Genomic DNA, 23,611 nt, shown 5'->3' with positions numbered 1-23,611 from the left:
GTGGGAGCCGACAGGGGAGCCGGCAGGGGATCCGCACGGGCCGGTGACCCGCGCCGTGACGCCGCCGTCCCGCGTGACGGATCCTCCCGCGAGGACGGCGTGTCCTCCGGTGACGCGGCACGGGCCGGTGACCCGCCGTTCGAGGAGCTGCTCGGGGACTTCTACTCCCCCGGCGTCCCGCTGGACCGGCTGCGGCCGCGGCCGGCCGCGGCCGGTCCCGCGGACCTGCTGCTGCGGATGCTGGAGCCCCCGGCGGTGAAGGTACGGCACATCCCCCTGATCGACCTGCTCAGGAAGCCCTACCGGGAGCTCGGGTCGCCAGATCGATGATCTCCTCACGGGGCAGGGCGCGGCCGTGCTCGTGGCGCCGGGAGAACCCCTCGCGGCCGAGCACGGCCACGGCGCGCTCGGTGACGCGCACGTGGTCGAAGTCGACCACCGCGTCGGTCCCCCGGGCCGCCGCGGCCCCGCCGAGGAGCACGGCGGCCCCGCCGGGATCGCCGCCGGCCAGCGCCACCCCGGCGAGACCGACCAGGACCGGGACGAGCAGCGTCGTGTCCCGGCTCTCGACGGCCTTGGTGAGCGCGGCGCCCAGCAGCCGCCGGGCCCGGGGCGGGTCGCCCTCCTGCTCGGCCAGCAGTCCCAGCGCCGTGCCGAGCACGGCGTGCAGCTGCGGCGGCGTCCCGGTCTCGCGGTCGAGCAGGCCCGCGGCCTCGGCGTAGTGGCGCCGGGCCCGCTCCAGGTCGCCGTCCCGGCGGGCGAAGTCGCCCCGGGCGACGAGCAGGGGGACCGCGGTCATGCGGTCGCCGCTCTCCAGCGCCCTCAGGAGGCTTTTCTCCAGGGTCTCCTCGGCCGCCGCCCGCTCCCCTCTCAGGTGGAGCCCGATCGCCAGGCGGCCGCGCATGAAGGTGACCTCGTCGATCGCGCCGATCTCCTCCATCCGCCGGATGGACTCGCGCATCCGCTCCAGCGCCCGCGCGGACTCGCCGTGCAGGAGGTCGATCTCCGCGAGGCCGGCCAGCGCGTTGCCGGCGCCCCAGCGGTCGCCGATCCGCTCGAAGCCGTCCAGCGCCGTCCCCAGGTCCGTTCCGGCCTCCGCGACGCGGCCGGCGCTGAGGTGCTCCACCCCGCGCATCAGGTGCGCGGAGCACACCACCCAGGGGTCGGGGTGGGCGAGCATCTCCCCGAAGTCGGGCTCGCCGAGGGGTCCGCCGCCGAACAGCGCGGCGACCGCGTCCGCCATCGCGACCGACGGGTGCCAGGGGCGGGGCAGCTCCTCGCGGGCCAGCCGTACCACCTCGCCGAGCGAGGCCCGCGCCGCGTCGAGCGTGACGCCGGCGCTCAGCGCGTTGTACCCGTGGGCGGCCTCGGCGAGGGCGATCAGCCGGGGGTCCTCCCCGCCCGTGGCCAGTCCGACCGCCTCGCGGGCGCGGCGCGCCCCCTCGGCCCGGTGGCCGCGCAGCCACCAGTACCACCCGAGCGCGCCGGCCAGGCGCAGCGCCAGGACGGTCCTGGACTCCTCGACGGCCCAGCGCAGCGCGGCCGACAGGTTGTCGTGCTCGGCGGCGAGGGCGGCGAGGGCGGCGGCCTGCCCGCGGTCCCGCAGGGCGGGGTCGGACGCCTCGGCCAGCTCGGTGAAGAACACCGCGTGCGCCAGCCGTACGCGGGGCTCCTCACCCGACTCGGCCAGCCGCTCGGCGGCGTAGGCGCGGACCGTCTCCAGCATCCGGTAGCGGACGGCGGCGCCGTGCTCGTCGGCCACCACCAGCGACTTGTCCACCAGCCGGGCCAGCACGCCGAGGACGTCGTCCCGGTCCAGCCCGTCCCCGGCGCAGACCCGCTCGACGCAGCCCAGGGCGGCTCCCCCGGCGAAGACGGCGAGGCGCCGGGCCAGCACCCGTTCCGGACCGTCCAGCAGGTCCCAGCTCCACTCGACCACCGCGCGGAGCGTACGGTGCCGCGGCAGCGCCGTACGGCTGCCGCCGGTCAGCAGGCGGAAGCGGTCGTCGAGCCGCTGGGCGATCTGCGCGGCGGACAGCACGCGCAGCCGGGCCGCCGCGAGCTCGATGGCGAGCGGCATGCCGTCGAGCTCGCGGCAGATCCGCACGATCGCGGCGGTCTCACGCTCGGGGCGGTAGCCGGGGCGGGCGGTCTCGGCGCGTTCGGCGAACAGGCGGACGGCCGGGTAGGCGAGGGCCTCACGGGGGTCCGCGCCGTCCGGCGGCAGGCCCAGCGACGGCACCGGCCAGGCCAGCTCGCCGGCGATGCCCAGCGGCTCGCGGCCGGTGGCGAGGATCCGCACCCCGGGGCAGGAGGCGAGCAGCCGTTCGGCGAGCGCCGCGGCCGCCTCGACCACGTGCTCGCAGTTGTCCAGGACGATCAGCAGCCGCCTCCCGGTCAGGGCCGCGACGAGCCGGGTGACCGGGTCGCGCCGGGCGGGCGCGGCGATCCCGGCGGGCGCGGAGGCGGGGACGGGTGCGGCGATCCCGGCGGAGACGGGGGCGTCGCGCAGCTCCAGCTCCGCGAGCGCCGAGAGCACGGCCTGCGGGACCTCCGACGGCTCGGCCACCGGGGCGAGCTCGACCAGCCACGCCCCGTCGGGCGCCCGGCCCGCCGCCTCCTCCGCCGTCCCGGTCGCCGTGGTCCCGGCCGCCGTCCCGGCCGTCGTCCCGGTCATCATCGCCTCGGCCGTCTCGATCGCCAGCCGGGTCTTGCCCGCGCCGCCGGGGCCCGTCAGGGTGACGAGGCGGTGGCGGGCGAGGAACCCGGCCGTGCGCGCCACGTCGCGTTCCCGGCCCACGAAGCTGGTGAGCCTGGCCCGCAGGTTGCCCCGCCGCGCGTCCCCGGCGGGCGCCGGATCCGCCGCGGACGCCGCGCCGGTGGACCGCGGCTCCCCGGCGACCGGCTCCCCCTGGGACGGTGGGATCTCCCGGCCTCGCGTCCCGGCCGGCGGGGAGCCGGCCCCGGCGGGCGGGGAGATCCGCGCCGGGCGGGGTTCCGCGTGCTTCTCGGCCCACTCCCCCCGCAGCATGGCCAGGTGCAGCCCGGCCAGGCCGGGTGAGGGGTCGGCTCCCAGTTCGCGGGCGAACGCCTCCCTGGCCGCCTCGTAGGCGGCCAGCGCCTCCACCCGACGGCCCGAGCCGTACAGGGCGCGCATGAGCTGGCCGTGGAACCGCTCGCGCAGCGGATGGGCGGTGATCAGGCCGGGCAGTTCGGCGACGGCCTCCGCCCGCCGCCCGAGCAGCAGGTCGGCCTCGACGCGGTCCTCGACGACGGCCAGGCGGAGCGCCTCCAGCCGGGCGGCCGCGGCGGCCGCTGAACCTGCGAAGCCCGTGGCGTCGTCGTCCGCCGGGTCCACCAGGTCCGCCAGGGCGGGACCGCGCCAGAGCCCGAGCGCGGCGCGCAGGACGTCCGCGGCCTCGGCCGGGGCACCCGCGGAGAGAGCCGCGCGGCCCTCGGCCGCCAGCCGGGCGAAGCGGTGGGCGTCCACCCGGTCGCGTTCGACGGCCAGCCGGTAGCCGGAGGCGGTCGCCTCGACGACCCCGCGTTCGGCGGCGAGCGCGGCGCGCAGCCGGGAGACCAGCGCCTGCAAGGCGTTGCCCGCCGCACCCGGCGGGCGGTCGTCCCAGATCCCGGTGATCAGGCGGCTCGCCGGGACCGTACGGCCCGCGTCGAGCAGCAGCAGGACGAGGAGCGCGCGCAGGCGACGGCCGGAGATCTCCACCGGCTCGTCCCCCCTGTGGACCTCCAGGGCCCCGAGGACGGCGAAGGTCATTTTCCCTTCCGCCCGCACCCCCTCCATGCTCTGATTCTGTCCGATTCCCGGGTGTTTCCGCGCCATGGAACCTCGCGATCCGGTCTGCGCATCTTCCAGTTCCGCGTAGCATCATCGGGCATGGGGCAGCCGCACACGTCTACGCGCCGCCCGCGGCGAGCCGTACCGACGGCACTCGCCGCGGCGCTCGTCGTCGTCTCCTCCGGCTGCGGGATGGTGGGCAGCATCGCGTCCGCCGATCGGCTCCAGCTGGAGCCGATCAGCGTCTCCAGTCCCCGCCTCCGGGACGGCGCGGTCCTGCCGTCCGGATACTCGTGCAAGGGATCGTCCGGCAACCCGCCGCTGCGCTGGTCACGGGTTCCGGACGGGACGAAGTCGGTCGCGATCGTGGCCGACAACAACGCGCGTGCCGGTGGTGAGGTGAACTGGGTGGTGTTCGACATCGATCCGCGCACCAACGAGGTCGCCGAGAAGAGCGTCCCGGTGGGCGCGGTGGAGGGAAGCACGACGAGCGGCAAGGTGGGCTACGCCCCGCCGTGCCGGCGCGGGCAGAGCTATCGTTTCACCGTCTACGCGCTCAACGGGAAGATCCACCTCGGCAAGGGGGCCCCACTCAGCAAGACGCTGAAGGCGATCGCGGAGAAGACGATCGCCTGGGGCAGGCTGACCGCGGGGCACATCCAGTGATGCGCCGAACACCGGAGGTATTGATGGTTACCGATTCTTCACGTTGGGTGTGACAACGCTCATAGTGGTCCGACACAATCAGAACCGATGTCCGTGCGCAGGTGATGCAAGGGGGCAGGTCGCGTCGATGGCCGCGCGACCTCACCGGCGCCGCTGGAAGGCCATGGCCTTGAGGGTGGTGCAATGACCGCGGTCGTAATAATCCTGGTCGCCGTCGTGCTCCTCGTGCTCGTTGTCGTGGCACTGGGCATGCGGTCGATGAGCCGCAGGGAGAGCGCGCTCCCTGCGGAGCGTCTTCGCGAGATGGCGGAGAAGGAGGCGCAGACACCGTCGGTGTCCATCGACGACTTCGCCTCACGCGAGCCGAAGATGACGCATTACTCCCCCGATCTGACGCCGTTCGACGAGCCCAAGCCGTCGCGCCCGCGGCCGTCCGGCGCGCGCGGCAAGCGCGGCATGAACGACTTCGGCGGGGCCGACGACTACGACGACGACTACTGGACGCGCCTGCAGGCCGACGTCGGCGGCTTCGGCGGTTCGCTGGAGAATCCGGCGGGTGCGGGCCGCGCCGCCTCCGGTGACCGGGCCTCCTCCGGCGCGGACCCGGACGCGACGACCGTCCAGGTGCCGCTGCCGCACCGCAAGCCCCAGCCCCAGCCCCGGGTCCCGGCCCCGGCCCCGGTCTCCGCCGAGTCCGCCGCCGCCTCGCTGCCCTCCGGCCTCTCCGACCTGACCGGGCCGGTCAAGCCCGAGCCCGCTCCGACGTCCGCCGCGCTGGCCGAGCAGAAGACGGTCACCTTCGCCGCACCCACCGCGGGTGCGGCGCCCGAGGGACGCCGGACCGGCTCCCGGCGCGGATCCGGCCGCTCCCGTACCGCCGGCAACGGCGGATCCGGCCGCCCCGACCCGCTGGACGACCCGCTGAACGGTCCCACCCCCCGGCGCGGCTCGCGCGGCGCCGCGGGTCAGCCGCCCGCCACCGGGCCGGTGCCCGCGGCGAGCCCGGCCGGAGACCAGCTCGCCGGACCGCTGCCGCCGATGCGCCCGATGGGGCCGACCACCAGCGGCGGCTTCCCCGTCATGTCCCCGAACCCGTCGGCCGGGTCCGCCCCGGACCCGCTGGCCGCGCCGCACGCCCCCGCGCCCCGTCCCGCCCCCGAGGCCCGGCCGGCCCCGGCTCAGGGTCCCGCCGCGGCGGGCACGTCCAAGGACGTCGCCGACAATCCCTGGGCGAGGGCCACCTCCCCGGTCTCCGGAGGCTGGCCCGCCGTGAACACCGCCGACATCCTCGACGACCCCGCCCCGTCGTACTCCTCGTACCAGTCACCGGTGTACGGCGCGCCGACCGCGGGTTCCTACGAGGTGAGTCCCGGCTGGGCCGCCATCGAGGACGACGCGCTGACCGGTCCGACCCCCGCGCTGTCGACCCCGACGGCCCCCTCCCGGAGCGTCTCCCCCGGCGACCGCGCCGCCGGCCCGCGGCAGGGCCCGGCGACCGGCGGCTACGGCTACGACGCCGTCCGCCCGGCGAGCCCGGAGTCGCCCGTCGCCTGGCCCGAGCCGGCCCCGGGCCAGTCCGTCACCAGAGACGGTTACGGCACCGGCCCGGTCGCGACCCCCGAGGGTCAGGGACGGCCGGGTTCCCGGCGGAGCCGACGGGCGGCCCAGCCGCCGGACCACCCCGACTATTACCGCTGATTTCCTCCCGGCTGCGTAAAGGCCTCGGGTAACCGCCCGACCGGCGGGGACCCGCGTCATAGGGTCTGTCCCATGGGGACGGACACGAAGAGTAACGAAACGATCGCACGGGGTGGCTTCTCCTCCGTGCTGCGGTACGACCTGCCCGCCTCCCTGGTGGTGTTCCTGGTGGCGGTGCCCCTTTCGCTGGGCATCGCCGTCGCCTCGGGGGCGCCGCTGGCGGCCGGGCTCATCGCGGGCGTCGTGGGCGGCGTGGTCGCCGGCCTTCTGGGAGGTTCGGTCGTCCAGGTCAGCGGCCCCGCCGCGGGCCTGTCACTGGTGGTCGCCGAGCTGGTCTCGACGTACGGCTGGCGCGCCACCTGCATGATCACCCTGTTCGCGGGCGCCCTGCAGCTTCTGCTGGGGGTGTTCCGGGTCGCCCGGGCCGCGCTGGCGGTCTCCCCCGCCGTGGTGCACGGCATGCTCGCCGGGGTGGGCGCGGTGATCGCCCTCTCCCAGCTGCACGTCGTGCTCGGCGGCAGCCCGCAGCGTTCCGCGATCGAGAACATCGCCGAGCTGCCCCGGCAGATCCTGGACATACACGATCACGCCGTCTACGCCGGTCTGATCACCATCGCGGTCCTGGTCGGCTGGGGCCGCCTGCCGCAGCGACTGCGGCTCGTCCCGGCGCCGCTGGCCGCCCTGGTCGTCGCCTCGGCGGCCGCCGCGGTGTCCGGGTGGGACGTCACCCGGGTCGACCTGTCGAAGAGCCTGGACACATGGGTCATGCCGGCCTGGCCGCGCGGCGACTGGCACGGGATCGTCGCCGCGGTGCTGCTCGTGGCGCTGCTGGCCGGGGTGGAGTCGCTGCTGTGCTCGGTGGCGACGGACAAGCTGCACGACGGCCCGCGCACCGACCTGGACCGGGAGCTCACCGCACAGGGCGTGGCCAACATGGTGACCGGCGCGCTGGGCGGGCTGCCGGTGGCCGGGGTCATCGTGCGCAGCAGCACCAACGCCCGTGCCGGAGCGCGCAGCCGCTGGTCCACGGTCATGCACGGCGTGTGGATCCTGGTGTTCGCGCTCTGCCTGGGCTGGACGATCACGCTGATCCCGATGGAGGCGCTGGCGGCCCTGCTGGTCTTCATCGGCGTCCAGATGGTCAACATGGGGCACCTGCGCAATCTTCGGGGGCACGGCGAGATCCCGGTGTACGTGACCACCATGCTGGGGGTCGTGCTCGTCGGCCTGGCCGAGGGCGTGTTGCTCGGGCTCGGGCTCGCCGCGCTGCTGGCGCTGCGCCGGCTGACCCGGGTCACCGTACGGGTCACCCCCGAGCCGGGCGGGCACTGGCACGTGTCGATCGCGGGGTCGCTGACCTTCCTCGGCGTCCCGCGGATCACCTCCGAGCTGCGCGCCATCCCGGCCGGGGTCCCGGTCGACCTGGACCTCAACATCGACTTCATGGACAACGCCGCGTTCGAGGCGGTCCACGCCTGGCGCACCGACCACGAGCGGGGCGGCGGGAGCGTGGACATCGACGAGATCCACGACGAGTGGTACGCGATGGCGGTCAGCGGCGCCCGGGTGCTCCCCGCCAAGCCCCCACCACCGGCCCCGGACCGCTGGTGGCTGCCCTGGGCCCACAGGCGGCGCGGCCGGTCGTCGGCGGCGGCGGCGGATCTCGCGGTCGCGTCCACGCGGGCGGCGGACGCCGTCGCCGGTGGTGCCGGTGGGGCCGCGGCCGATCCGGCGGCGGCGGGCGGCGCGGCCATGACAGGCGGGGACGGCTCGGGACAGCCTGACCTGCTGGCCGGAGCGCGGGAGTTCCACCGCCGCACGGCCCCGCTGATCCGCCCGTTCATGATGGGGATGGCCCGCAAGCAGGAGCCGTCGCACCTGTTCATCACCTGCGCCGACTCCCGAATCGTGCCGAACCTGATCACCGCGAGCGGGCCCGGTGACCTGTTCACCGTCCGCAACCTCGGCAACCTGGTTCCCCGCCGCGGCGCGCCGCCTCCGGACGACTCGGTGGCCGCGGCGATCGAGTACGCCACGGAGGCGCTCGGCGTCCGCACCATCACGGTGTGCGGGCATTCCGGCTGCGGCGCCATGGCCGCCCTGCTCGGCGGCGACGCCCCGGAGGGCATGCCGGCGCTCGGCCGCTGGCTACGGCACGGCCGCCACAGCCTGGCCCGGTTCGTCGCCGGAAGTGGCCGCGGGGGCGGCGCGTCGCCCGAGGCGCCCGGGGACGACGGGGTTCCCGGTTCCGGGAGCGCCGGGTCCCCGGGCTGCGACGGCGGCCCGCTGGACCGTCTCTGCCGGGCCAACGTGCTCCAGCAGCTCGACAACCTGCGCTCCTACCCCGCGGTGGACCGGCTCGTCCGGGAGGACCGTCTGGAGCTGGTGGGCCTCTACTTCGACATCGGCACGGCGCAGGTCCACGTCCTGGAGCGTCCGCCGCTCGCGGCCAGCCCACTGTGAGCCGCCGGTCCGCTGCGAGCCGCCGGTCCTCCATGGGCCGCCGATCCGCGGTGAACCGCCGATCTGCTGTGAGCGGATAGTTTGCGCCAAGGGTGAAAGGCCATGCCACATCGTCGACGGTGGGCGAACAATGTTCGGTCATGAGAACTCTGGTAATCGGCGGCTCGGTCTTCCTGGGCCGGGCGATCGTCGAAGAGGCGCTGCGGCGCGGACATGAGGTCACCACGTTCAACCGGGGCAGGAACGGTGTCGACGTACCCGGCGTCGAAGCGGTCAGGGGTGACCGGGAGGTCACCTCCGACCTGGAACGGCTCGCCGAGGGCCGGGAGTGGGACATCGTCGTCGACGTCTGCGGGTTCGTCCCCCGCGTCGTCGGCGAGTCGGTGCGCGTCCTCAACGGCCACGCGGCCACCTACGCGTTCATCTCCAGCATCTCGGCCTGCGCCTCCTGGCCGGGACAGGCCAGTGACGAGAGCTCGCCCCGGTTCGAGTGCGCACCGGACGCCGGGCGGGACGACGGCGACTACGGCGTCCTCAAGGCGGGCTGCGAGCGCGCCGTCGAGCAGGGCTTCGACGGCAACTCCCTGATCATCGAGCCCGGCCTCATCATCGGCCCGCACGAGAACGTCGGCCGCCTCCCGTGGTGGCTCACCCGGATCGACCGCGGTGGCCGGGTGCTCGCACCGGGCGACCCCGAGATGGCGATGCAGCTCATCGACGCCCGCGACATCGCCGCGTTCACCCTCGACCAGGCCGGGGCCGGGACGAACGACCGCTTCTTCGTCAGCGGCGTGCGGGGCAACACCACCTACCGCGGTCTGCTGGAGGAGTGCCGCTCGGTGACGGGCTCGGACGCGGAGCTGGTCTGGGTGGACGACGGGTTCCTGCTCGGCCGGGACGTCGCCCCGTGGACCGAGCTGCCGGTCTGGGCACCGCGCGACGAGGAGTTCGCCGGGGTCTGGCTGCCGTCGTCGGAGAAGGCCCTCGCCGCCGGGCTGCGCTGCCGTCCGGTCGCCGAGACCGTCCGCGACACCTGGGCCTGGCTCCGCGAGATCCCCGTGGAGGAGCGCTCCTTCCGCGGCCACGGCATCGACCCGGAGAAGGAGGCCAAGATCCTCGCCGAGTGGGCATAGGGAGGTCCATGAAAATCCAGATCAGCTTCGACGCGAACGATCCGTCCACGCTCGCCGCCTTCTGGGCGGCGGCCATGGGGTACGTGCTCCAGCCGCCGCCCGAGGGGTTCGGCAGCTGGGACGCCTGGGCCGACGCGCAGGGCATCCCCGAGGAGGGGCGGCTCGACTGGGCCGCCGCGGTGGACCCGGCCGGGAACGGTCCCCGGTTCTACTTCCAGCGCGTGCCGGAGGGGAAGACGGCCAAGAATCGGGTGCACCTGGACATCAGCGTGGACGGCCCGTCCGGGCTGCCGATCGAGGAGCGCCGCAAGCTGGTGGACGCCGAGGTCGCCCGGTTCACCGGGCTAGGGGCGGAATGGGTGCGGGACTACGCGGAGAACGGCGAGTACTGGGTGCTGATGAGAGACCCGGAGGGCAACGAGTTCTGTCTGCAGTAGGACTCCCGCCGTGACGGGATCGACGGGTGGGGAGGCCGGTGATGGCGGACTGGCGCGTGGCGCGCGAGGAGATGGTCGCCCGGGTGCGCGGGCGCGGCGGGATCGGCGAGGAGGTCGCCGGGGCGCTGCGCGCGGTGCCCCGGCACCTCTTCCTGCCGGGGGTGCCCCCGGAGACGGGCTGGTGATCCGCAAGCGTCACACCACGTTCGTCCTGTCCTGGCCCGCCGCCCGCGGGTGGACCTGACGAGGCGACGCCGCTGTGCGGGTGATCCGCAGTCGGAGGCTGTGAACGACAGATGGCGGATGCAGTTCGGGGCGGCCCTCTTCGTGAACACCCCGGAGCCGCTCCGCCCGCCGCCTCGCTACTGTGACGTCGCATGACCGGCACCGAGATCGAGATCACCGCAGACCTGGTCCGCGACCTGCTGCAGGAGCAACATCCGGACCTCGCGGGGCTGACCGTCCGCGAGGTGGCGGGCGGCTGGGGCAATCACATGTGGCGCCTCGGAGACGAGCTGGCCGTACGCATGCAGCGCATGGACCCAACCCCCGAGCTCCAGCTCAAGGAGCGGCGGTGGCTACCTGTGCTGGCTCCGCGTCTGCCGCTGCCGGTGCCGACCCCGGTGCGGTTCGGCGAGCCGTCCGAGCGCTTCCCCAAGCACTGGACCGTGATGACATGGGTTCCCGGCGAGCCGCTGGATCATGGCTCGATCAGCCGCGGCGCCCACGCGGCCGACACGCTGGCGGGTTTCCTCCAGGCACTCCATGTGGAGGCGCCCGCCGAGGCCCCGGCCGGTTCGGGCTTCGGCGCTCACCCCAGGGGGTGCACGGACGGCTTCGAGCGGTTCCTGCAGGCCATCGACCCCGGCACCGTCGGCGATTTCCGCGCCGTCCGGGCCGTCTGGGCCGATGCCGTCGCGGCCCCCGAGTGGGAGGGCCCGCCGGTGTGGGTGCACGGCGACCTCCATCCCGCGAACGTCGTCGTCTCGGACGGGACGCTCTCGGGTGTGATCGACTTCGGTGCCTTGTTCGCCGGCGATCCCGCATGGGACCTCGCCGCCGCGTGGGTGCTGCTCCCCACGGGGACGGCCGCACGGTTCTTCGACGCGTACGCGCACGCGGACGAGGCGACGATCCGGCGCGCCCGCGGACTGGCCGCCATGAAGAGCCTCTTCCTGATGCTCATGGGGCAGAACGGGGATCGAGGCCTTCCCGGCGGTAAGCCGAACTGGGGACCTGCGGGCCGCGCGGCACTTGATCGTGTTCTGAAGGGCGTTTGACGCGGTGCGTGTTCAACGAGTCGGGCGAGCGTCGGACAACCACCTCGAGCCGTCCTGGGAGACAGCCGGGAAATCTGGAATGTGCCCCGCCGCCCACGGGTGAACCGCCTGGCCCGGCCGGGGTGGAGCACGTCAGGCGGTTGCAAGGAGCGGCAAGCCGACTGCAAGCCGTCCCGGATATCTCTTGGTCCATCAGAAATCCGGTTTTTTCAGGAGATGGACCCATGCATCGCACCGCCCGCCTGCTGCTCGGCCTCACGACGGCCGCCGCCCTCGGGCTCGGCCTGCCCGCCACGACGGCCTCCGCCGCGACCACCTCGGCCGCCTCGACGGCGTCGTCGGTCGCGAGGGCCGCCGAGACCTGGTCGTGGGGCCCCACCGCCTCCTCCGACCGCGGGGGCTGGGCCGGCGGCGTCGTCAGGAGCTCCGGCACCGGCCTGCGCATTCACGGTGACCTCCACGACGCCGCAGGTGCGCGCACCTGCTCGTGGCTGAAGATCAAGTGGCTCTCCGACCACGGCCGGTGGCACACGAAGACGTTCCGGAACTGCTCCCGGTCGCGGGTCCTCTCCTTCCGGGTGAACGCCGGCTACATGCTCACCTCCTCCGCCAAGGTCTGCCGCGGCACGTCCACCAGGATCACCGGCCGCTGCTCCGGCTGGGAGGGCGTCTGGTCCCAGGGCGGCTGACCGGTGCGGCGGCCGTACATGCGGCGGCCGTACCGATGACCGGCGGGTGACCGGCGGCACGGCCTGCCGATGGCCGGCGGGTGACCGGTGGGCCGGCCGTACCGATGGCCGGCGGGTGGCCGTACCGATGACCGGTGCCGCGGCGCGCGAGGAGGGGAGCGCGCCGCGGCACACGGGGGACCGGCACACGGGGGACCGGCACACAGGGGCCGGGCATACGGGGGCCGGGCATACAGGGACCGGTACACGGGAAAACGGACATCACGTCACCCGGGAAACGGACACGCGCCGCGCACTCCGGGGGCATGCCGTACGCGCCGGACGGGAACCCTGGGAGCAGAAGAGCATCCCGGTCCCGAGGAGGACGACATGAGCGCTCCGGCCGATCCCCGCACCGCCGAGACGGCCTCCGATACGGTCGACCTCTTCGATCCCGAACTGCTCGCCGACCCCTTCGGCGGGTACGCGCGGATGCGTGAGGAGGCCCCCCTGGTGCGGGTCCTCCTCCCCGGGTCCGCCTCGCCGATCTGGCTCGTCACCCGCTACGAGGACGTCAAGCGGATGCTGAGCGACCAGCGGTTCGTCAACGACCCGGCGCACGTCCCGGGCATGGACGTGGGCGACATCCGCGAGCAGATCATCCAGGCGCGCGGCATCCCGCCGGAGTACGCGAAGTACATCCTCGGCAGCATCCTGGACGCCGACGGCGCCGACCACATGCGGCTGCGCCGGCTCGTCTCCCGCGCCTTCACCGCCCGCAGGGTCGCCGGGCTGCGGCCGCGCGTCGAGGAGATCACCGACAACCTGCTGGACGGCCTGCCCGCCGCGGCCGAGGACGGCGTCGTGGACCTGCTGGAACGGTTCACCTACCCGTTGCCGATCACCGTGATCTGCGAGCTGGTGGGCATCCCCGAGGAGGACCGCCCGCGATGGCGTTCGTGGGGACGGGCCCTGGTGTCGACCGAGCCCGGCGCCCTGACGGATCCGCTGCGGGAGATGGTCGCGCACATCCAGGAGCTGATCGTCCGGCGCCGCGCCGAACCCGCGGACGACCTGCTCACCGGGCTGATCCGCGCCCACGACGAGGACGGCGACCGGCTGAGCGACGTCGAGATGGTGACGATGGTGCTGACCATCGTCCTCGCCGGTCACGAGACCACCGCCCACCTGATCGGCAACGGCGTCGCCGCCCTGCTCACCCATCCCGGCCAGCTCGCCCTGCTCCGCGACGACCCGGAGCTGATGCCGCGCGCCGTGCACGAGCTGATGCGCCGGTACGGCCCGGTCCAGATGACGCGGATGCGCTACGCGACCGAGGACGTGACGATCGGGGGCATGCCGGTACGGCGGGGCGAGGCGGTGACGGCCTCACTGGTCTCGGCCGACCACGATCCGCGCGAGTTCCCCGACCCCGACCGGCTGGACGTCACCCGCGAGCCGGACGGCCGCCGGGAGAACCACGTCGGGTTCGGGCACGGCCTGCACTACTGCCTGGGTGCGGCCCTGGCCCGGCAGGAAGGCGAGGTGGCGCTGGGCGCGCTGCTGCGCCGCTTCCCCGATCTGGCCCTGGCCGTCGATCCGGCGGACCTGGAGCGCCAGCCGCTGCCGGGGTCGTGGCGGCTGGCCCGCCTCCCGGTGCGGCTCTGACCCTCCCCCGCGGGATGGACACGGCCGAGCGGTACCGGCGGTTCGCCGAGCAGGAGGTCCGGGGGCGCTCCCCGGCGTACGAGGACCTCGCCCGGGGCGTCGCCTCCGACGCGCTGCTGCCGGCGCTGATCGACGGCCTGCCGCCCGCCAAGCGGCAGCCGAACCTGCTGCTGGCCTCGGTCCGCTTCCTCGGCGGGCCGTCCGCCGGTTTCCCCGCCTTCCGTGAGTGGACCGTACGGCACTGGCCCGAGGTGCGCGAGACGATGCTGACGCGCCGGACGCAGACCAACGAGGCCGGACGGTGCGCGAGCCTGCTGCCGGTGCTCGCCGGCCTGCCCGGCCCGCTGGCCCTGGTGGAGGTGGGCGCCTCGGCCGGGCTCTGTCTCCTCCTGGACCGCTACCGCTACCGCTACGACGACCGGCCCGTCCTCGGCCCGGCGGACGGTCCGGTCGAGCTGCCGTGCCGGGCGAACGGGAGGGCGCCGGTGCCCGCGCGGATGCCGGAGGTGGTGTGGCGGGCGGGTCTCGACCTGGAACCGCTGGATGTACGTGACGCGGAGACGGCGCGCTGGCTGGAGTGCCTGGTCTGGCCCGGCCAGGACGACCGGCTGGCCCGGCTGCGCGGCGCCGTACGGCTGGCCGCGGAGGACCCGCCGCGCCTGCTTCGGGGGAACGCCGCCGGAGCGCTCGGCGACCTGGTCGCGGAGGCTCCCCGCGACGCCACGGTGGTCGTCTTCCACAGCGCGCTCATGCCGTACCTGGAGCCGGACGAGCGCGACCGGTTCGTGGAGACGGTGCGGAGCCTGCCGGTGCGCTGGGTCTCCAACGAGGGCTCGTCCCGGCTGCCGTCGGTGCTCGCCCGGCTCCCGCGCGGACTGCCCGCGAACCGGCTGACCTTCCTGCCCGCCCTGGACGGCGAACCCCTCGCCCTGGCCGGCCCGCACGGCGAGTGGCTCGACTGGCTCACCCCCTGACCGTCCGCCGGCCCGGGCGGGGTTATTCGGCGACGCCGACGACGTCGGCCACCGGGACCGTGGCCTGGCCGATCCCGTCCTTGATGAAGTGGCTGCGCGAGTCGAGGGAGACGTGGCGGTTGTCCCCCTGCACCCAGAGCCCGCCCGCCGGGACGGTCACCGGGCCGAAGGCGACACGCGAGGCCGGGGATTCCTTGAGGTAAGGCTCCTCCAGCGGACGGCCGTTCACCGTCATTCGCCCGCCGCCGTCGCAGCACGCCACCGTGGCCCCCGGGACCCCGATCACCCGCGAGACGCGGACGCCGCCGCCCCATGACGCGGGAGCGGTGAAGAAGACGACGTCGCCCTGCCTCGGGGTGTAGTCCCGGTCGATCCGGACCGCTGTGACGACATCGCCCACCCGGAACGTGGGTTCCATGGACTCACTGCTGACGCTGTACCTCTTTCTCCCGATCAGCCCGCATCCGGCGAGCAACGAAAGGACCAGCGCCACGGACAGCCCGCGCGACACACGACGTCTCACCGCAGCATTATGCTCAGCGATCTTCGGCTCCGGCGACCCGGAGCGGATCACGGTTCAACCGAACCGCCAGCGCGTCGCCGTCAGGCCGTCCGCGCCGTAGCCGAAAGCACGAACGGGAACGATCCGGTAGAAGCCATACTCGGGTGAGCCCGGCAGGTTCTCCTCGTGGACCGAGCCGTCCCGCACGGTGAGCTCCCACCCGTACTTCGCCGTGAAGGCGGCCGCCACCCGCTGGAGCTCGGCCTCGTCCGATGACCGGGCGGCGTCGCCCTCGATCACGAGATCGAGGTCCTCGCCGGCGACGGTGAGGACGCAGCGGGGGTCGCCGGCGAGGTTTCTGCCTTTCCGGGATGTGGGACGGGTGGCGATCCAGGGCGCGCCGTCGGCCCAGACCGGCATCACCGGCATGGCGTGCGGCCGACCGTCGGGCCGCACCGTCGAGAGCCACCCTTTCGGTGCGGTCTCCAGGCAGGAACGCGCCTGCTCCCACGGTTTCACCGTCGCCGCGTCCGTGTCGAACGGCGTCGCGTCCTTCTCGCCGAACAGCGGCTCGGCGGTGGGCGCCATTGCTATCATCACATGCCTCCTCGTACGGATATCTCAGGAAATTTCATCTCTTAATTGGGCGTGCGGGACGGTTCACCCGATGGGACGCCGTCCGGACGTCGCCGTAGCGGGGACGCTCAGATCTCCGGCCCGCCGCCCTCGCCGTACTCGTCGTGCAGGCGCCACCACCCGTAGGGCTCGGTCCGTGGGCGGCCCTCCGGGGAGTCCTCCCAGGTCTCCCGGCGGCCGAACGGCGTCAGGTCGAGGAGGGTCCAGACGCTGCCGAGACGCTCGACCCCCCGCGCCGTGGTGAAGTAGGTGCGGTAGACCTCGTCGCCGTCGCGCAGGAAGACGTTCAGTGCGAACCCGTCACCGGCGTCCATGTCGTCGTTGAAATCGTTGCCCAGCGAGGAGACCCACGGGATCGTCCAGCCCATCCGCTCCCGGAACGGGAGGATCTCCGCCAGCGGGCCGCGGGACGCCAGCACCATCGAGGTGTCGCGGGCGCGCAGGTGGGCGAGATGCCCGAGGTTGTCGACGAACATCGAGCATCCCGAGCAGTACTCTCCGGCGCCGTGCCACATGAAGCTGTACACGATGAGCTGGCGGCGCCCGCCGAACAGGTCGGGCAGGCCCAGCGGCCCGGCGGGGCCCTCGAACACGTAGTCCTTGTCCACCCTGACCGCGGGCAGCCGACGCCGTTCGGCGGCCAGCGCGTCCGCCGCCCGAGTGTGCTCCTTCTCCTTGGCCGTCAGGGCAGCCAAGGAGGCCCGCCACTCCTCAGCGGACACGGCCGGGGGTCGGTTCACGACGCTCTCCATTCCTCGGATTCCTCATTGATAGTTCCCTCAGGAAACTCACAGGGAGGACCTTAGCGAGGTTAGTTCCCTGAGGGAACCCTCTGGAGCTAAACTGGCGTCATGCAACGGACCAGGTTCGGCGACATGGCATGCTCGATCGCCCGCACACTCGATGTCATAGGTGAGCCCTGGTCTCCCCTGATCCTGCGGGACGTCTATGTGGGCATCACCCGCTTCGACCAGATCCAGCAGGACCTCGGCATCTCCCGCAAGGTGCTCGCGGAGCGCCTGAGGTGGCTCGTCGAGAACGACATCCTGGAACGCCGGGAGTACTCCCGGCACCCCCCGCGACACGAGTACACCCTCACCGACAAGGGTCTGGAACTGTGCGACCTGCTGCTGGTGATGACCCGCTGGGGCGACCGCTGGACGGCGGGCGAGGCCGGTCCGCCCGTCCTGCACCGGCACCGCGGATGCGGCGAGGTCAGCCGGGTCGAACTGCGCTGCTCGACATGCGAACAGCCGATGCACGCCACCGACATAGACGTCCTCCCCGGCCCCGGGGCGGCCCTCTGACCTCACCGCACACGTCCGCGGGCCCTCGCGTCGCGGCCGGCCGGCGCGAACCGGCCGACCTTCCTGTCCGCCCTGGACGGCGAACCCCTCGCCCTGGCCGGCCCGCACGGCGAATGGCTCGACTGGCTCACCCCTGACGGTCCGCCGGATCGTTAGGGTGGTCCCTCATGACATCCGATTCCGGCGGGTCGCCGGACACCGCCGGCCTGCCGGAGGCCGAGTTCGCCTTCCCCGGCCCCCTGCGGGACGCGCTCGTCGCGGCGATCCTCGACGGCCGTAAGACCGCCACCACCTCCCTCGCCGTCGAATACGAGCGGGCGGGCGAGCCGCTGCCCGAGGTCAGCGGCCGGTCGGCGGTGGTGGACTCCGCCGGCCGTCCGGTGGCCGTCATCGAGGTGACGAGCGTGCGCGTCGTACCGCTGGGCGAGGTGGACGACGCCCACGCGGCGGACGAGGGCGAGGGCCACACGACGGCCGAACAGTGGCGCGCGGCCCACGAGGAGTTCTGGCACGGCCCGGAGATGCGCTCGGCGCTGGGCGACGCCGCCTTCACCGTGGACGACGCCACCCCGGTGGTCCTGGAGCGCTTCCGCGTCGTCGCCGATCTCCGTACCGCCTGATGGTCCGCTCGGATCGGGAGGCTTGCCCGGTCAGCGTCCCGGACCACCTGGTGCTGTCGGTGGTGACCGGTTCCCGCGCCTACGGCCTCGCGACCGAGGACTCCGACGTGGACCGGCGCGGGGTCTTCGCCGCGCCCGCCCCGCTGTTCTGGCGGCTGGACAAGCCGCCGACCCACATCGAGGGGCCGCTGCCCGAGCAGTTCTCCTGGGAGGTCGAGCGGTTCTGCGTCCTGGCGCTGGAGGCCAACCCGACGGTCCTGGAGTGCCTGTGGTCGCCGATCGTCGAGCGGCTCACCCCGGCGGGCGAGGAACTGCTGGCGATCCGCCGCGCCTTCCTGTCCCGGCGCGCCCACCGGACGTTCGCCGGGTACGCCCAGGCGCAGCTCCGCAGGCTCGACCCCGAACGGCCGAAGTGGAAGCAGGCCATGCACATGATCAGGCTGATGCTCAGCGGCCTCCACCTGGCCCGCGAGGGCGAGCCGCTGGTCCGGGTAGGCGCCCACCGCGACCGGCTGCTGGCGCTGCGGCGGGGCGAGATCCCCTGGCCGGAGGTGGAGCGCTGGCGGGCGGAGCTGGCCGCGGACCTCGACCGTCTCGGCGCCTCCGGCGCGCTGCCGGAGGCCCCCGACCGCCGGACCGTCGAGGACTACCTGGTGACCGTACGGAGGGCATCACTGTGACCGTCCATCTCCCGGCCTGGCTGGCCGAGGTCCCCGCCGAGCAGCCGCACACCCTGGCGTTCGCCACGGTCAGCGGCGCGCACCTGTACGGTTTCCCGTCCGTCGACTCCGACGTGGACCTGCGCGGCGTGCACCTGCTGCCGCTGGAGGACGTCGTCGGGCTGCGGGCCGCCGAGGAGACCGTCACCCGCTCGTGGACCCGTCACGGTGTGGAGGTGGACCTCGTCACCCACGACCTGGCCAAGTTCTGCCGGCTGCTGCTGCGCCGCAACGGCTACGTGCTGGAGCAGCTGCTGTCCCCGCTGGTGGTGACGACGTCCCCGGTGCACGAGGAGCTGGCCGCCGCCGCACCCGGCTGCCTGACCCGCCACCACGCCCACCACTACCTGGGTTTCGCCCGGACGCAGTGGCGCCTGTTCGAGCGGTCCGGGGAGCTCAAGCCACTGCTCTACACGTTCCGGGTGCTGCTCACCGGCATCCACCTGATGCGCACCGGAACGCTCGTCGCCGACCTCACCCGGCTGGACGGCGGCCCGCCGTACCTGGCGGAGCTGATGGCCGCCAAGCGGCACGCGGAGCACGGGGCGCCGCCCGCGGACGGCCCCGGCCGCGCGCGGCTGGAACGCGACGTCACCCGGCTGACCGCCGTCCTGGAGGAGGCCCGGGACGCCTCACACCTGCCGGAGACGCCGGATGCGGGCGATCTCCTCCACGACCTCGTCGTCCGCGCCCGCCTGGCGACGCGGGCCGGGAACGGGGCCGGGCCCACGGATCGGAGGTCAGCCCCGTCGGCTCCCTTCGCGACGTGAGCGCATCCATCCGAGGGAGGGGCGTGACCCGTTCCGGAGCCACCGGATCGCGAACCCGATCAGCCACAGCTGGACCGCCAGGGCCGGGACCGTCAGCAGCAGTCCGGTGGTGTACGCCTCCTCCATCGCGGGTGAACCACCGCAGTCCAGGACGCCGCCGCGCTCGTACTGCTCACACTGGACCTCGCGGATGACGGTCGTCACAACGAACCAGTCCGCGAGCGCCAACGCCGGCAGCGACATCACCGTGAGGAAGGCCGCGCGGTCCGCCCGGTCCTCCCCCGTCGTCCCCGTTCTGACCGGAACCGGCGCGAGCCGCCGTCCCATGTCCGGCTCCTGTCTGATGGGTTCCCGCTTCATGAGAGGGAAGCCAAGCAGGGGCTTGTGGTGGTCCCGGGGAGCGCGTGTGAAGGGTCCGCGCGGGTGTCCGCCGTCACCCGTCCGAGAGGGACGGTGGACACGGATCGGCCCCATGTGATCATGTAGGGCGGCGGGCCGTACGGCGTCACGCGCGACGCCCCGCCGAGCATCTCCGGTCGTGCGGCGGCGCACACACCTGGCGGACCGTCATGATCAGGAGGGTTCCGGGTGACGAGCGCACGGGTGCGGCCCCATGTCGCCCATGTTCTGGAGCGGACCCATGCCGTGCTGGTCCCCTTCGACGGCACGCTGTGCGACCTGGTCACCGAGGTGGACACCGCGGCGGTCGCCGAAAGGATCCGCGACGGCCTTTTCGCGGCGGGACACAGGATGACGCTCCTGACCTCCCTCCTGACCGATCCGCTCTGGATGCTGGCCTACGCACACGACGTCGGCCGGGATCACGGCGCCGCGGCCGAGGAGATCGTGCGGGAGGCCGAGACGGCGGCGGCCGTGACGGCGGCACCCACATCCGGGATTCACGAGGTGCTACGAGCGTGTCAGGCCGGCGGCAGACCCGTCGCCGTGGTGGGCGGCGCCTGCTCCGCCGCCATGGAGGCTCATCTGGAGACGCACGGCCTGCGCCCCCTGGTGGGGCCGGTCCTCGGACGCGAGCGGCTACGGATGACCGAGGACCTTCCGTACGTCGGCCTCGTACGGCAGGCGGTGAAGGCCATGGGGCTGCGACCTTCCACCTGCACACTGGTCAGCCGGTCTGTCGGGGGCATGCACACGGCCCGGGACGCCGGCCTCCGGGCGATCGGAGTGGTGAGTGAACACGGCCGCCGCAAGCAACTCGCCGCCGCGGGCGGCTTGGTCGTCTCCTCGCTGCCCCGGCTGGCCGATGCGCTTCTGGCCGTCCCCGTGGTGACCGCCCGCTGAGGTGGCCGTCGTGACAGGAACGGGCGCCGCTCCTCTCCGCACGAAGCCACGCGCGCTGGACGTCCATCCGTCCAGCGCGCGTGTTCTGAGGAGCCGGGTCGGGGCGCAACCATTCGGCCCGCGTGGCCGAAGATCTCGGCGTGAGACCTTCGGGAGGGAACCCGGCGGAGACGTCAGGGAGAGCCGGGTGCGCCGCGCAGCGCGTCGAGTTCCTCGTTCATGGCGTCGAGGAAGGCGGCCACGGTGCGCAGTTCCTCCGGGCTGAACCGTCGCAGGGTGTTGTCCGTGCTGCGGCCGAGCGGGCGGAAGAAGGCTCCGGCCAGCTCCTTGGCCGCGTCGAGGTAGTGCAGGTGGACCACGCGCCGGTCGTGCGCGTCACGGACCCGGCGGATGTGACCGGCCCGCTCCAGCCGGTCGAGGCACGCGGTGACCGCGCCGGAGGTGAGGTTCAGCTCCTCCCGCAGCCGGGTGGGGGTGATCGGCTCGGGGGCGTCGAAGATCTTGATGAGCGCCTGGACGTCGGTGTGGTGCAGCCCGTGCTCACCGGCGAACTCGTGGGCGATGCGGTTGAACTCCGCGGTCATCCTGCGCAGCCGTATCGCGAAGGCCAGCCGGTCGATGCCCCCCTCGCCGTCACCGTCCATGCCGCCATGCTACATTAACTCAATCATTGAATATCTTAATAATTGAGTCATATGGCATCACGGAGAGGCGACCCCATGGCACGGAAGCGAATCCGCTGGCTCATCCCGGCCCTGCTGGTACTGGTCTGGCTGGCCGTCGGCGGCGGGCTGGGGCCCTTCGCCGGCAAGCTCGCCGAGGTCTCCACCAACGACCAGGCCGCCTTCCTGCCCCAGAGCGCGGAGTCGACACGCGTGCTGGAGGTCCAGGAGAAGTTCCGCGAGGGTGACACGCAGCCGCTCATCGTGGTGTGGACCGCGGACGGCGGGGCCGTCACCTCCGAGCAGACCGCCACGGCGACGCGGAAGCTCGCCGCGCTGCGCGGCACGGAGGGCGTCACCGGAACGCCCTCCCCCGCCATCGGATCGGATGACGGCCGGGCGCTGCAGGGCGTGGTCCAGCTCAGCCCCGCCGTCGAGGACTCGCTCGGCGAGACCCTGGACCGGATCGGTTCGGCGGTGGCGGTCGACGGCCTGCGGGCCCAGCTCGCCGGACCGGCGGCCACCCGGGCCGACCTGTCCGACGCCTTCGCCGGGATCGACGGTCTGCTGCTCGGGGTGGCGCTGGTCACCGTACTGGTCATCCTGCTGGCGGTGTACCGGAGCGTGCTGCTGCCGTTCGTCATCATCATCGGCGCGGTGTTCGCCCTGGGACTGGCCTGTGCCGTGGTGTACTTCCTGGCCGACCACGACATCGTCCGGGTCGACGGTCAGGTGCAGGGCATCCTGTTCATCCTGGTCATCGGCGCGGCCACCGACTACGCGCTGCTGCTGACCTCCCGTTTCCGGGAGGAGCTGGCCGCGACCGGCGACCGCTTCGCCGCGGGCCGCGTCGCGCTGCGCCGTTCGTTCGAGCCGATCGTCGCCAGCGCCGCCACGGTGGCCCTGGCACTGCTCGCACTGCTGCTCAGCAGCCTGACCAACAACCGCGCACTCGGCCCGGTGGGCGCCATCGGCATCGCGTGCGCCGCGCTCAGCGCGCTCACCTTCCTGCCCGCCGTCCTCGTCCTGCTGGGCCGCGCCGCGCTGTGGCCGGCCAAGCCGCGCCCGGCCGACGCCGGGAACCGCGGCATCTGGGGCCGGGTGGCCTCCCTCGTCGCCCGCCATCCGCGCCGGCTGTGGATCGCGACCCTGCTGCCGCTCGTCGCCCTGGCCCTCTTCGCGCCGCAGCTCAACGCCCGGGGCGTCCCGCTGGACGAGACCTTCGTGAACGACGCGCCGTCGGTCGCGGCGCAGGCGACGCTGAGCGAGCACTTCCCCGGAGGTTCCGGGCAGCCCGCGGTCGTCGTCGTCCCCGCCGGGCGCGCCGCGGCCGTGGCGGAGAAGGCCCGCGGCGTCGAGGGCGTCTCCGGCGCCGAGCCGGTCTCGCAGAGCGGCCGGCCGGGCGGCGAGCCCAAGGTCGTCGACGGGCGCGCCCTGGTCGAGGCGACGCTGCGCGACGCGCCGGACGGCGACGCCGCCCAGGACACGGTGAAGCGGCTGCGCGCCGCGCTCGACACCGAGGACGGCGTCATGGTCGGCGGGTACAGCGCCCAGCAGTACGACACCACGGAGACCGCGCGGAGCGACACGCTGCTCATCGTCCCGGTCGTCCTGGTGATCATCCTGCTCATCCTGATCTTCCTGCTGCGTTCGCTGGTGGCGCCGGTGCTCCTGGTGGTCACCGTGGCGCTGAACTTCCTGGCCACCCTCGGCGTCTCCACGCTGATCTTCACGCACCTGCTCGGGTTCACCGGCAGCGACGCGTCGGTGCCGCTGTACGGCTTCGTCTTCCTGGTCGCGCTGGGCGTGGACTACAACATCTTCCTCATGTCCAGGGTGCGCGAGGAGACCGCGCGCCACGGGGCCCGGGAAGGCGTGCTGCGCGGCCTGGTCACCACCGGCGGGGTGATCACCTCGGCGGGCGTCGTGCTCGCCGCCACCTTCGCCGCGCTGGTGGTGATCCCGCTGGCGTTCCTGGCGCAGCTCGCGTTCATCGTCGCCTTCGGCGTGCTGCTCGACACACTGGTGGTGCGGTCCCTGCTGGTCCCGGCGCTGGTGCGCGACCTGGGCCCGCGCGCCTGGTGGCCCGGCCGCCTGAGCCGCTCCGAGGTACGGCCTGCGTCCCCGGAACCGGTGGGGGCACCGCGGTGACCCCCTGATCCGGCCACCGGCGGTTTCCATCCACCGGACGCGTGGACGGAGACCGCCGGGCCGGCCGCGACCCCGCCGCCGAGACCCGCGTGATCACCGGACCACCTGCCGCCACGGTGGGAGTGCGGCGAAGGAGAACAACTTCATCCTCGTCCTGTT

23 protein-coding genes are annotated in these 23,611 nt (G+C 73.6%); 17 read left to right on the top strand and 6 right to left on the bottom strand.

From position 1 onward, the window contains the following. Positions 1-330 carry a hypothetical protein gene (locus ACZ6W9_RS26295; RefSeq protein ID WP_389960372.1) on the top strand — a complete coding sequence of 110 codons (330 nt, stop codon included), beginning with the start codon at positions 1-3 and terminating at the stop codon, positions 328-330. On the opposite strand, the gene ACZ6W9_RS26290 is transcribed toward ACZ6W9_RS26295, so the two are convergent. Beyond that, the gene (locus ACZ6W9_RS26290) at positions 290-3,775 is read right to left on the bottom strand and encodes an AfsR/SARP family transcriptional regulator (protein ID WP_470120150.1); all 3,486 of its coding nucleotides are present in this window, start codon (positions 3,773-3,775) and stop codon (positions 290-292) included. The genes ACZ6W9_RS26295 and ACZ6W9_RS26290 overlap by 41 nt on opposite strands. 120 nt (positions 3,776-3,895) lie before the next feature. Between ACZ6W9_RS26290 and ACZ6W9_RS26285 the strand changes: the two genes are divergently transcribed. The 10 genes from ACZ6W9_RS26285 to ACZ6W9_RS26240 all read left to right on the top strand — a co-directional run bounded on the left by ACZ6W9_RS26285 (position 3,896) and on the right by ACZ6W9_RS26240 (position 14,783). Beyond that, on the top strand, positions 3,896-4,462 hold the full coding sequence (locus tag ACZ6W9_RS26285; protein ID WP_389960368.1) for a YbhB/YbcL family Raf kinase inhibitor-like protein: 567 nt from the start codon (positions 3,896-3,898) through the stop codon (positions 4,460-4,462). Positions 4,463-4,645: 183 nt separating this feature from the next. Next, complete coding sequence (locus ACZ6W9_RS26280; protein ID WP_389960366.1) at positions 4,646-6,160, top strand: hypothetical protein; 1,515 nt, start codon at positions 4,646-4,648, stop codon at positions 6,158-6,160. Between the two features lie 72 nt (positions 6,161-6,232). Then, on the top strand, positions 6,233-8,623 hold the full coding sequence (locus ACZ6W9_RS26275; protein ID WP_470120148.1) for a SulP family inorganic anion transporter: 2,391 nt from the start codon (positions 6,233-6,235) through the stop codon (positions 8,621-8,623). Between the two features lie 140 nt (positions 8,624-8,763). Beyond that, positions 8,764-9,756: an NAD-dependent epimerase/dehydratase family protein gene (locus ACZ6W9_RS26270; RefSeq protein WP_470120146.1), complete on the top strand. Its 993-nt coding sequence runs from the start codon at positions 8,764-8,766 to the stop codon at positions 9,754-9,756. An 8-nt stretch (positions 9,757-9,764) separates the two neighbouring features. Beyond that, positions 9,765-10,193, top strand: a complete 429-nt coding sequence (locus tag ACZ6W9_RS26265; RefSeq protein ID WP_389960360.1) for a VOC family protein — start codon at positions 9,765-9,767, stop codon at positions 10,191-10,193. A gap of 41 nt (positions 10,194-10,234) precedes the next feature. Next, positions 10,235-10,378 (top strand): hypothetical protein, encoded by a 144-nt coding sequence (locus ACZ6W9_RS26260; RefSeq protein WP_470120144.1) that lies wholly within the window; start codon positions 10,235-10,237, stop codon positions 10,376-10,378. 192 nt (positions 10,379-10,570) lie between these two features. Continuing rightward, a complete protein-coding gene (locus ACZ6W9_RS26255) occupies positions 10,571-11,473 on the top strand; it encodes an aminoglycoside phosphotransferase family protein (protein WP_470120142.1) in 903 nt (300 codons plus the stop codon). A 224-nt stretch (positions 11,474-11,697) separates the two neighbouring features. Continuing rightward, entirely contained in the window at positions 11,698-12,162 is a 465-nt protein-coding gene (locus tag ACZ6W9_RS26250) for a hypothetical protein (RefSeq protein ID WP_470120140.1), read from the top strand. Between the two features lie 369 nt (positions 12,163-12,531). Next, a complete protein-coding gene (locus ACZ6W9_RS26245) occupies positions 12,532-13,809 on the top strand; it encodes a cytochrome P450 family protein (protein WP_389960352.1) in 1,278 nt (425 codons plus the stop codon). A 14-nt stretch (positions 13,810-13,823) separates the two neighbouring features. Next, on the top strand, positions 13,824-14,783 hold the full coding sequence (locus ACZ6W9_RS26240) for a DUF2332 domain-containing protein (RefSeq protein ID WP_470120138.1): 960 nt from the start codon (positions 13,824-13,826) through the stop codon (positions 14,781-14,783). Positions 14,784-14,805: 22 nt separating this feature from the next. Here the strand turns inward: ACZ6W9_RS26240 and lepB are convergent, their stop codons facing one another. The 3 genes from lepB to ACZ6W9_RS26225 form a co-directional block, all read right to left on the bottom strand. Beyond that, on the bottom strand, positions 14,806-15,306 hold the full coding sequence (gene lepB / locus ACZ6W9_RS26235; RefSeq protein WP_470120136.1) for a signal peptidase I: 501 nt from the start codon (positions 15,304-15,306) through the stop codon (positions 14,806-14,808). Between the two features lie 54 nt (positions 15,307-15,360). Then, a complete protein-coding gene (locus ACZ6W9_RS26230; protein WP_389960347.1) occupies positions 15,361-15,882 on the bottom strand; it encodes a pyridoxamine 5'-phosphate oxidase family protein in 522 nt (173 codons plus the stop codon). 107 nt (positions 15,883-15,989) lie between these two features. Then, positions 15,990-16,673 (bottom strand): DUF899 domain-containing protein, encoded by a 684-nt coding sequence (locus tag ACZ6W9_RS26225; protein WP_470120134.1) that lies wholly within the window; start codon positions 16,671-16,673, stop codon positions 15,990-15,992. Between the two features lie 99 nt (positions 16,674-16,772). Between ACZ6W9_RS26225 and ACZ6W9_RS26220 the strand changes: the two genes are divergently transcribed. The 4 genes from ACZ6W9_RS26220 to ACZ6W9_RS26205 all read left to right on the top strand — a co-directional run bounded on the left by ACZ6W9_RS26220 (position 16,773) and on the right by ACZ6W9_RS26205 (position 19,337). Then, positions 16,773-17,228 carry a winged helix-turn-helix transcriptional regulator gene (locus tag ACZ6W9_RS26220; RefSeq protein ID WP_389960343.1) on the top strand — a complete coding sequence of 152 codons (456 nt, stop codon included), beginning with the start codon at positions 16,773-16,775 and terminating at the stop codon, positions 17,226-17,228. A gap of 167 nt (positions 17,229-17,395) precedes the next feature. After that, complete coding sequence (locus tag ACZ6W9_RS26215) at positions 17,396-17,848, top strand: ASCH domain-containing protein (protein ID WP_470120131.1); 453 nt, start codon at positions 17,396-17,398, stop codon at positions 17,846-17,848. Then, complete coding sequence (locus tag ACZ6W9_RS26210) at positions 17,848-18,528, top strand: nucleotidyltransferase domain-containing protein (RefSeq protein ID WP_389960339.1); 681 nt, start codon at positions 17,848-17,850, stop codon at positions 18,526-18,528. The genes ACZ6W9_RS26215 and ACZ6W9_RS26210 overlap by 1 nt, the downstream gene beginning before the upstream one ends. Beyond that, the gene (locus ACZ6W9_RS26205) at positions 18,525-19,337 is read left to right on the top strand and encodes a nucleotidyltransferase domain-containing protein (RefSeq protein WP_389960336.1); all 813 of its coding nucleotides are present in this window, start codon (positions 18,525-18,527) and stop codon (positions 19,335-19,337) included. Before ACZ6W9_RS26210 ends, ACZ6W9_RS26205 begins: the two co-directional genes overlap by 4 nt. On the opposite strand, the gene ACZ6W9_RS26200 is transcribed toward ACZ6W9_RS26205, so the two are convergent. Then, complete coding sequence (locus ACZ6W9_RS26200) at positions 19,308-19,664, bottom strand: hypothetical protein (protein WP_389960334.1); 357 nt, start codon at positions 19,662-19,664, stop codon at positions 19,308-19,310. The two genes, ACZ6W9_RS26205 and ACZ6W9_RS26200, sit on opposite strands and share 30 nt — an antisense overlap. 261 nt (positions 19,665-19,925) lie before the next feature. Here ACZ6W9_RS26200 and ACZ6W9_RS26195 point away from each other — a divergent pair, with 261 nt between their 5' ends. Then, positions 19,926-20,639, top strand: a complete 714-nt coding sequence (locus ACZ6W9_RS26195; RefSeq protein ID WP_389960332.1) for an HAD family hydrolase — start codon at positions 19,926-19,928, stop codon at positions 20,637-20,639. 173 nt (positions 20,640-20,812) lie between these two features. Here ACZ6W9_RS26195 and ACZ6W9_RS26190 read toward each other — a convergent pair whose 3' ends face one another. Next, the gene (locus ACZ6W9_RS26190; RefSeq protein WP_389960330.1) at positions 20,813-21,283 is read right to left on the bottom strand and encodes a MarR family winged helix-turn-helix transcriptional regulator; all 471 of its coding nucleotides are present in this window, start codon (positions 21,281-21,283) and stop codon (positions 20,813-20,815) included. A gap of 75 nt (positions 21,284-21,358) precedes the next feature. On the opposite strand from ACZ6W9_RS26190, the gene ACZ6W9_RS26185 reads away from it, so the two are divergent. Beyond that, positions 21,359-23,452, top strand: coding sequence for an MMPL family transporter (locus ACZ6W9_RS26185; RefSeq protein WP_470120128.1), 2,094 nt, complete (start codon positions 21,359-21,361; stop codon positions 23,450-23,452). The last annotated feature ends 159 nt before the right edge of the window (positions 23,453-23,611 follow it).

This window comes from Streptosporangium sp. NPDC053982 (assembly GCF_055585205.1).
The sequence above is the reverse complement of the archived record's forward strand: the minus strand, read 5'-3'. Positions and strand labels throughout refer to the sequence as shown.

Coding starts and splice junctions, on each gene's coding strand:
- ACZ6W9_RS26290 (WP_470120150.1), bottom strand. CDS start 3,775: ATGACCTTCGCCGTCCTCGGGGCCCTGGAGGTCCACAGGGGGGACGAG.
- ACZ6W9_RS26285 (WP_389960368.1), top strand. CDS start 3,896: ATGGGGCAGCCGCACACGTCTACGCGCCGCCCGCGGCGAGCCGTACCG.
- ACZ6W9_RS26280 (WP_389960366.1), top strand. CDS start 4,646: ATGACCGCGGTCGTAATAATCCTGGTCGCCGTCGTGCTCCTCGTGCTC.
- ACZ6W9_RS26275 (WP_470120148.1), top strand. CDS start 6,233: ATGGGGACGGACACGAAGAGTAACGAAACGATCGCACGGGGTGGCTTC.
- ACZ6W9_RS26270 (WP_470120146.1), top strand. CDS start 8,764: ATGAGAACTCTGGTAATCGGCGGCTCGGTCTTCCTGGGCCGGGCGATC.
- ACZ6W9_RS26265 (WP_389960360.1), top strand. CDS start 9,765: ATGAAAATCCAGATCAGCTTCGACGCGAACGATCCGTCCACGCTCGCC.
- ACZ6W9_RS26260 (WP_470120144.1), top strand. CDS start 10,235: ATGGCGGACTGGCGCGTGGCGCGCGAGGAGATGGTCGCCCGGGTGCGC.
- ACZ6W9_RS26255 (WP_470120142.1), top strand. CDS start 10,571: ATGACCGGCACCGAGATCGAGATCACCGCAGACCTGGTCCGCGACCTG.
- ACZ6W9_RS26250 (WP_470120140.1), top strand. CDS start 11,698: ATGCATCGCACCGCCCGCCTGCTGCTCGGCCTCACGACGGCCGCCGCC.
- ACZ6W9_RS26245 (WP_389960352.1), top strand. CDS start 12,532: ATGAGCGCTCCGGCCGATCCCCGCACCGCCGAGACGGCCTCCGATACG.
- ACZ6W9_RS26240 (WP_470120138.1), top strand. CDS start 13,824: ATGGACACGGCCGAGCGGTACCGGCGGTTCGCCGAGCAGGAGGTCCGG.
- ACZ6W9_RS26230 (WP_389960347.1), bottom strand. CDS start 15,882: ATGATAGCAATGGCGCCCACCGCCGAGCCGCTGTTCGGCGAGAAGGAC.
- ACZ6W9_RS26225 (WP_470120134.1), bottom strand. CDS start 16,673: ATGGAGAGCGTCGTGAACCGACCCCCGGCCGTGTCCGCTGAGGAGTGG.
- ACZ6W9_RS26220 (WP_389960343.1), top strand. CDS start 16,773: ATGCAACGGACCAGGTTCGGCGACATGGCATGCTCGATCGCCCGCACA.
- ACZ6W9_RS26215 (WP_470120131.1), top strand. CDS start 17,396: ATGACATCCGATTCCGGCGGGTCGCCGGACACCGCCGGCCTGCCGGAG.
- ACZ6W9_RS26210 (WP_389960339.1), top strand. CDS start 17,848: ATGGTCCGCTCGGATCGGGAGGCTTGCCCGGTCAGCGTCCCGGACCAC.
- ACZ6W9_RS26200 (WP_389960334.1), bottom strand. CDS start 19,664: ATGGGACGGCGGCTCGCGCCGGTTCCGGTCAGAACGGGGACGACGGGG.
- ACZ6W9_RS26190 (WP_389960330.1), bottom strand. CDS start 21,283: ATGGACGGTGACGGCGAGGGGGGCATCGACCGGCTGGCCTTCGCGATA.
- ACZ6W9_RS26185 (WP_470120128.1), top strand. CDS start 21,359: ATGGCACGGAAGCGAATCCGCTGGCTCATCCCGGCCCTGCTGGTACTG.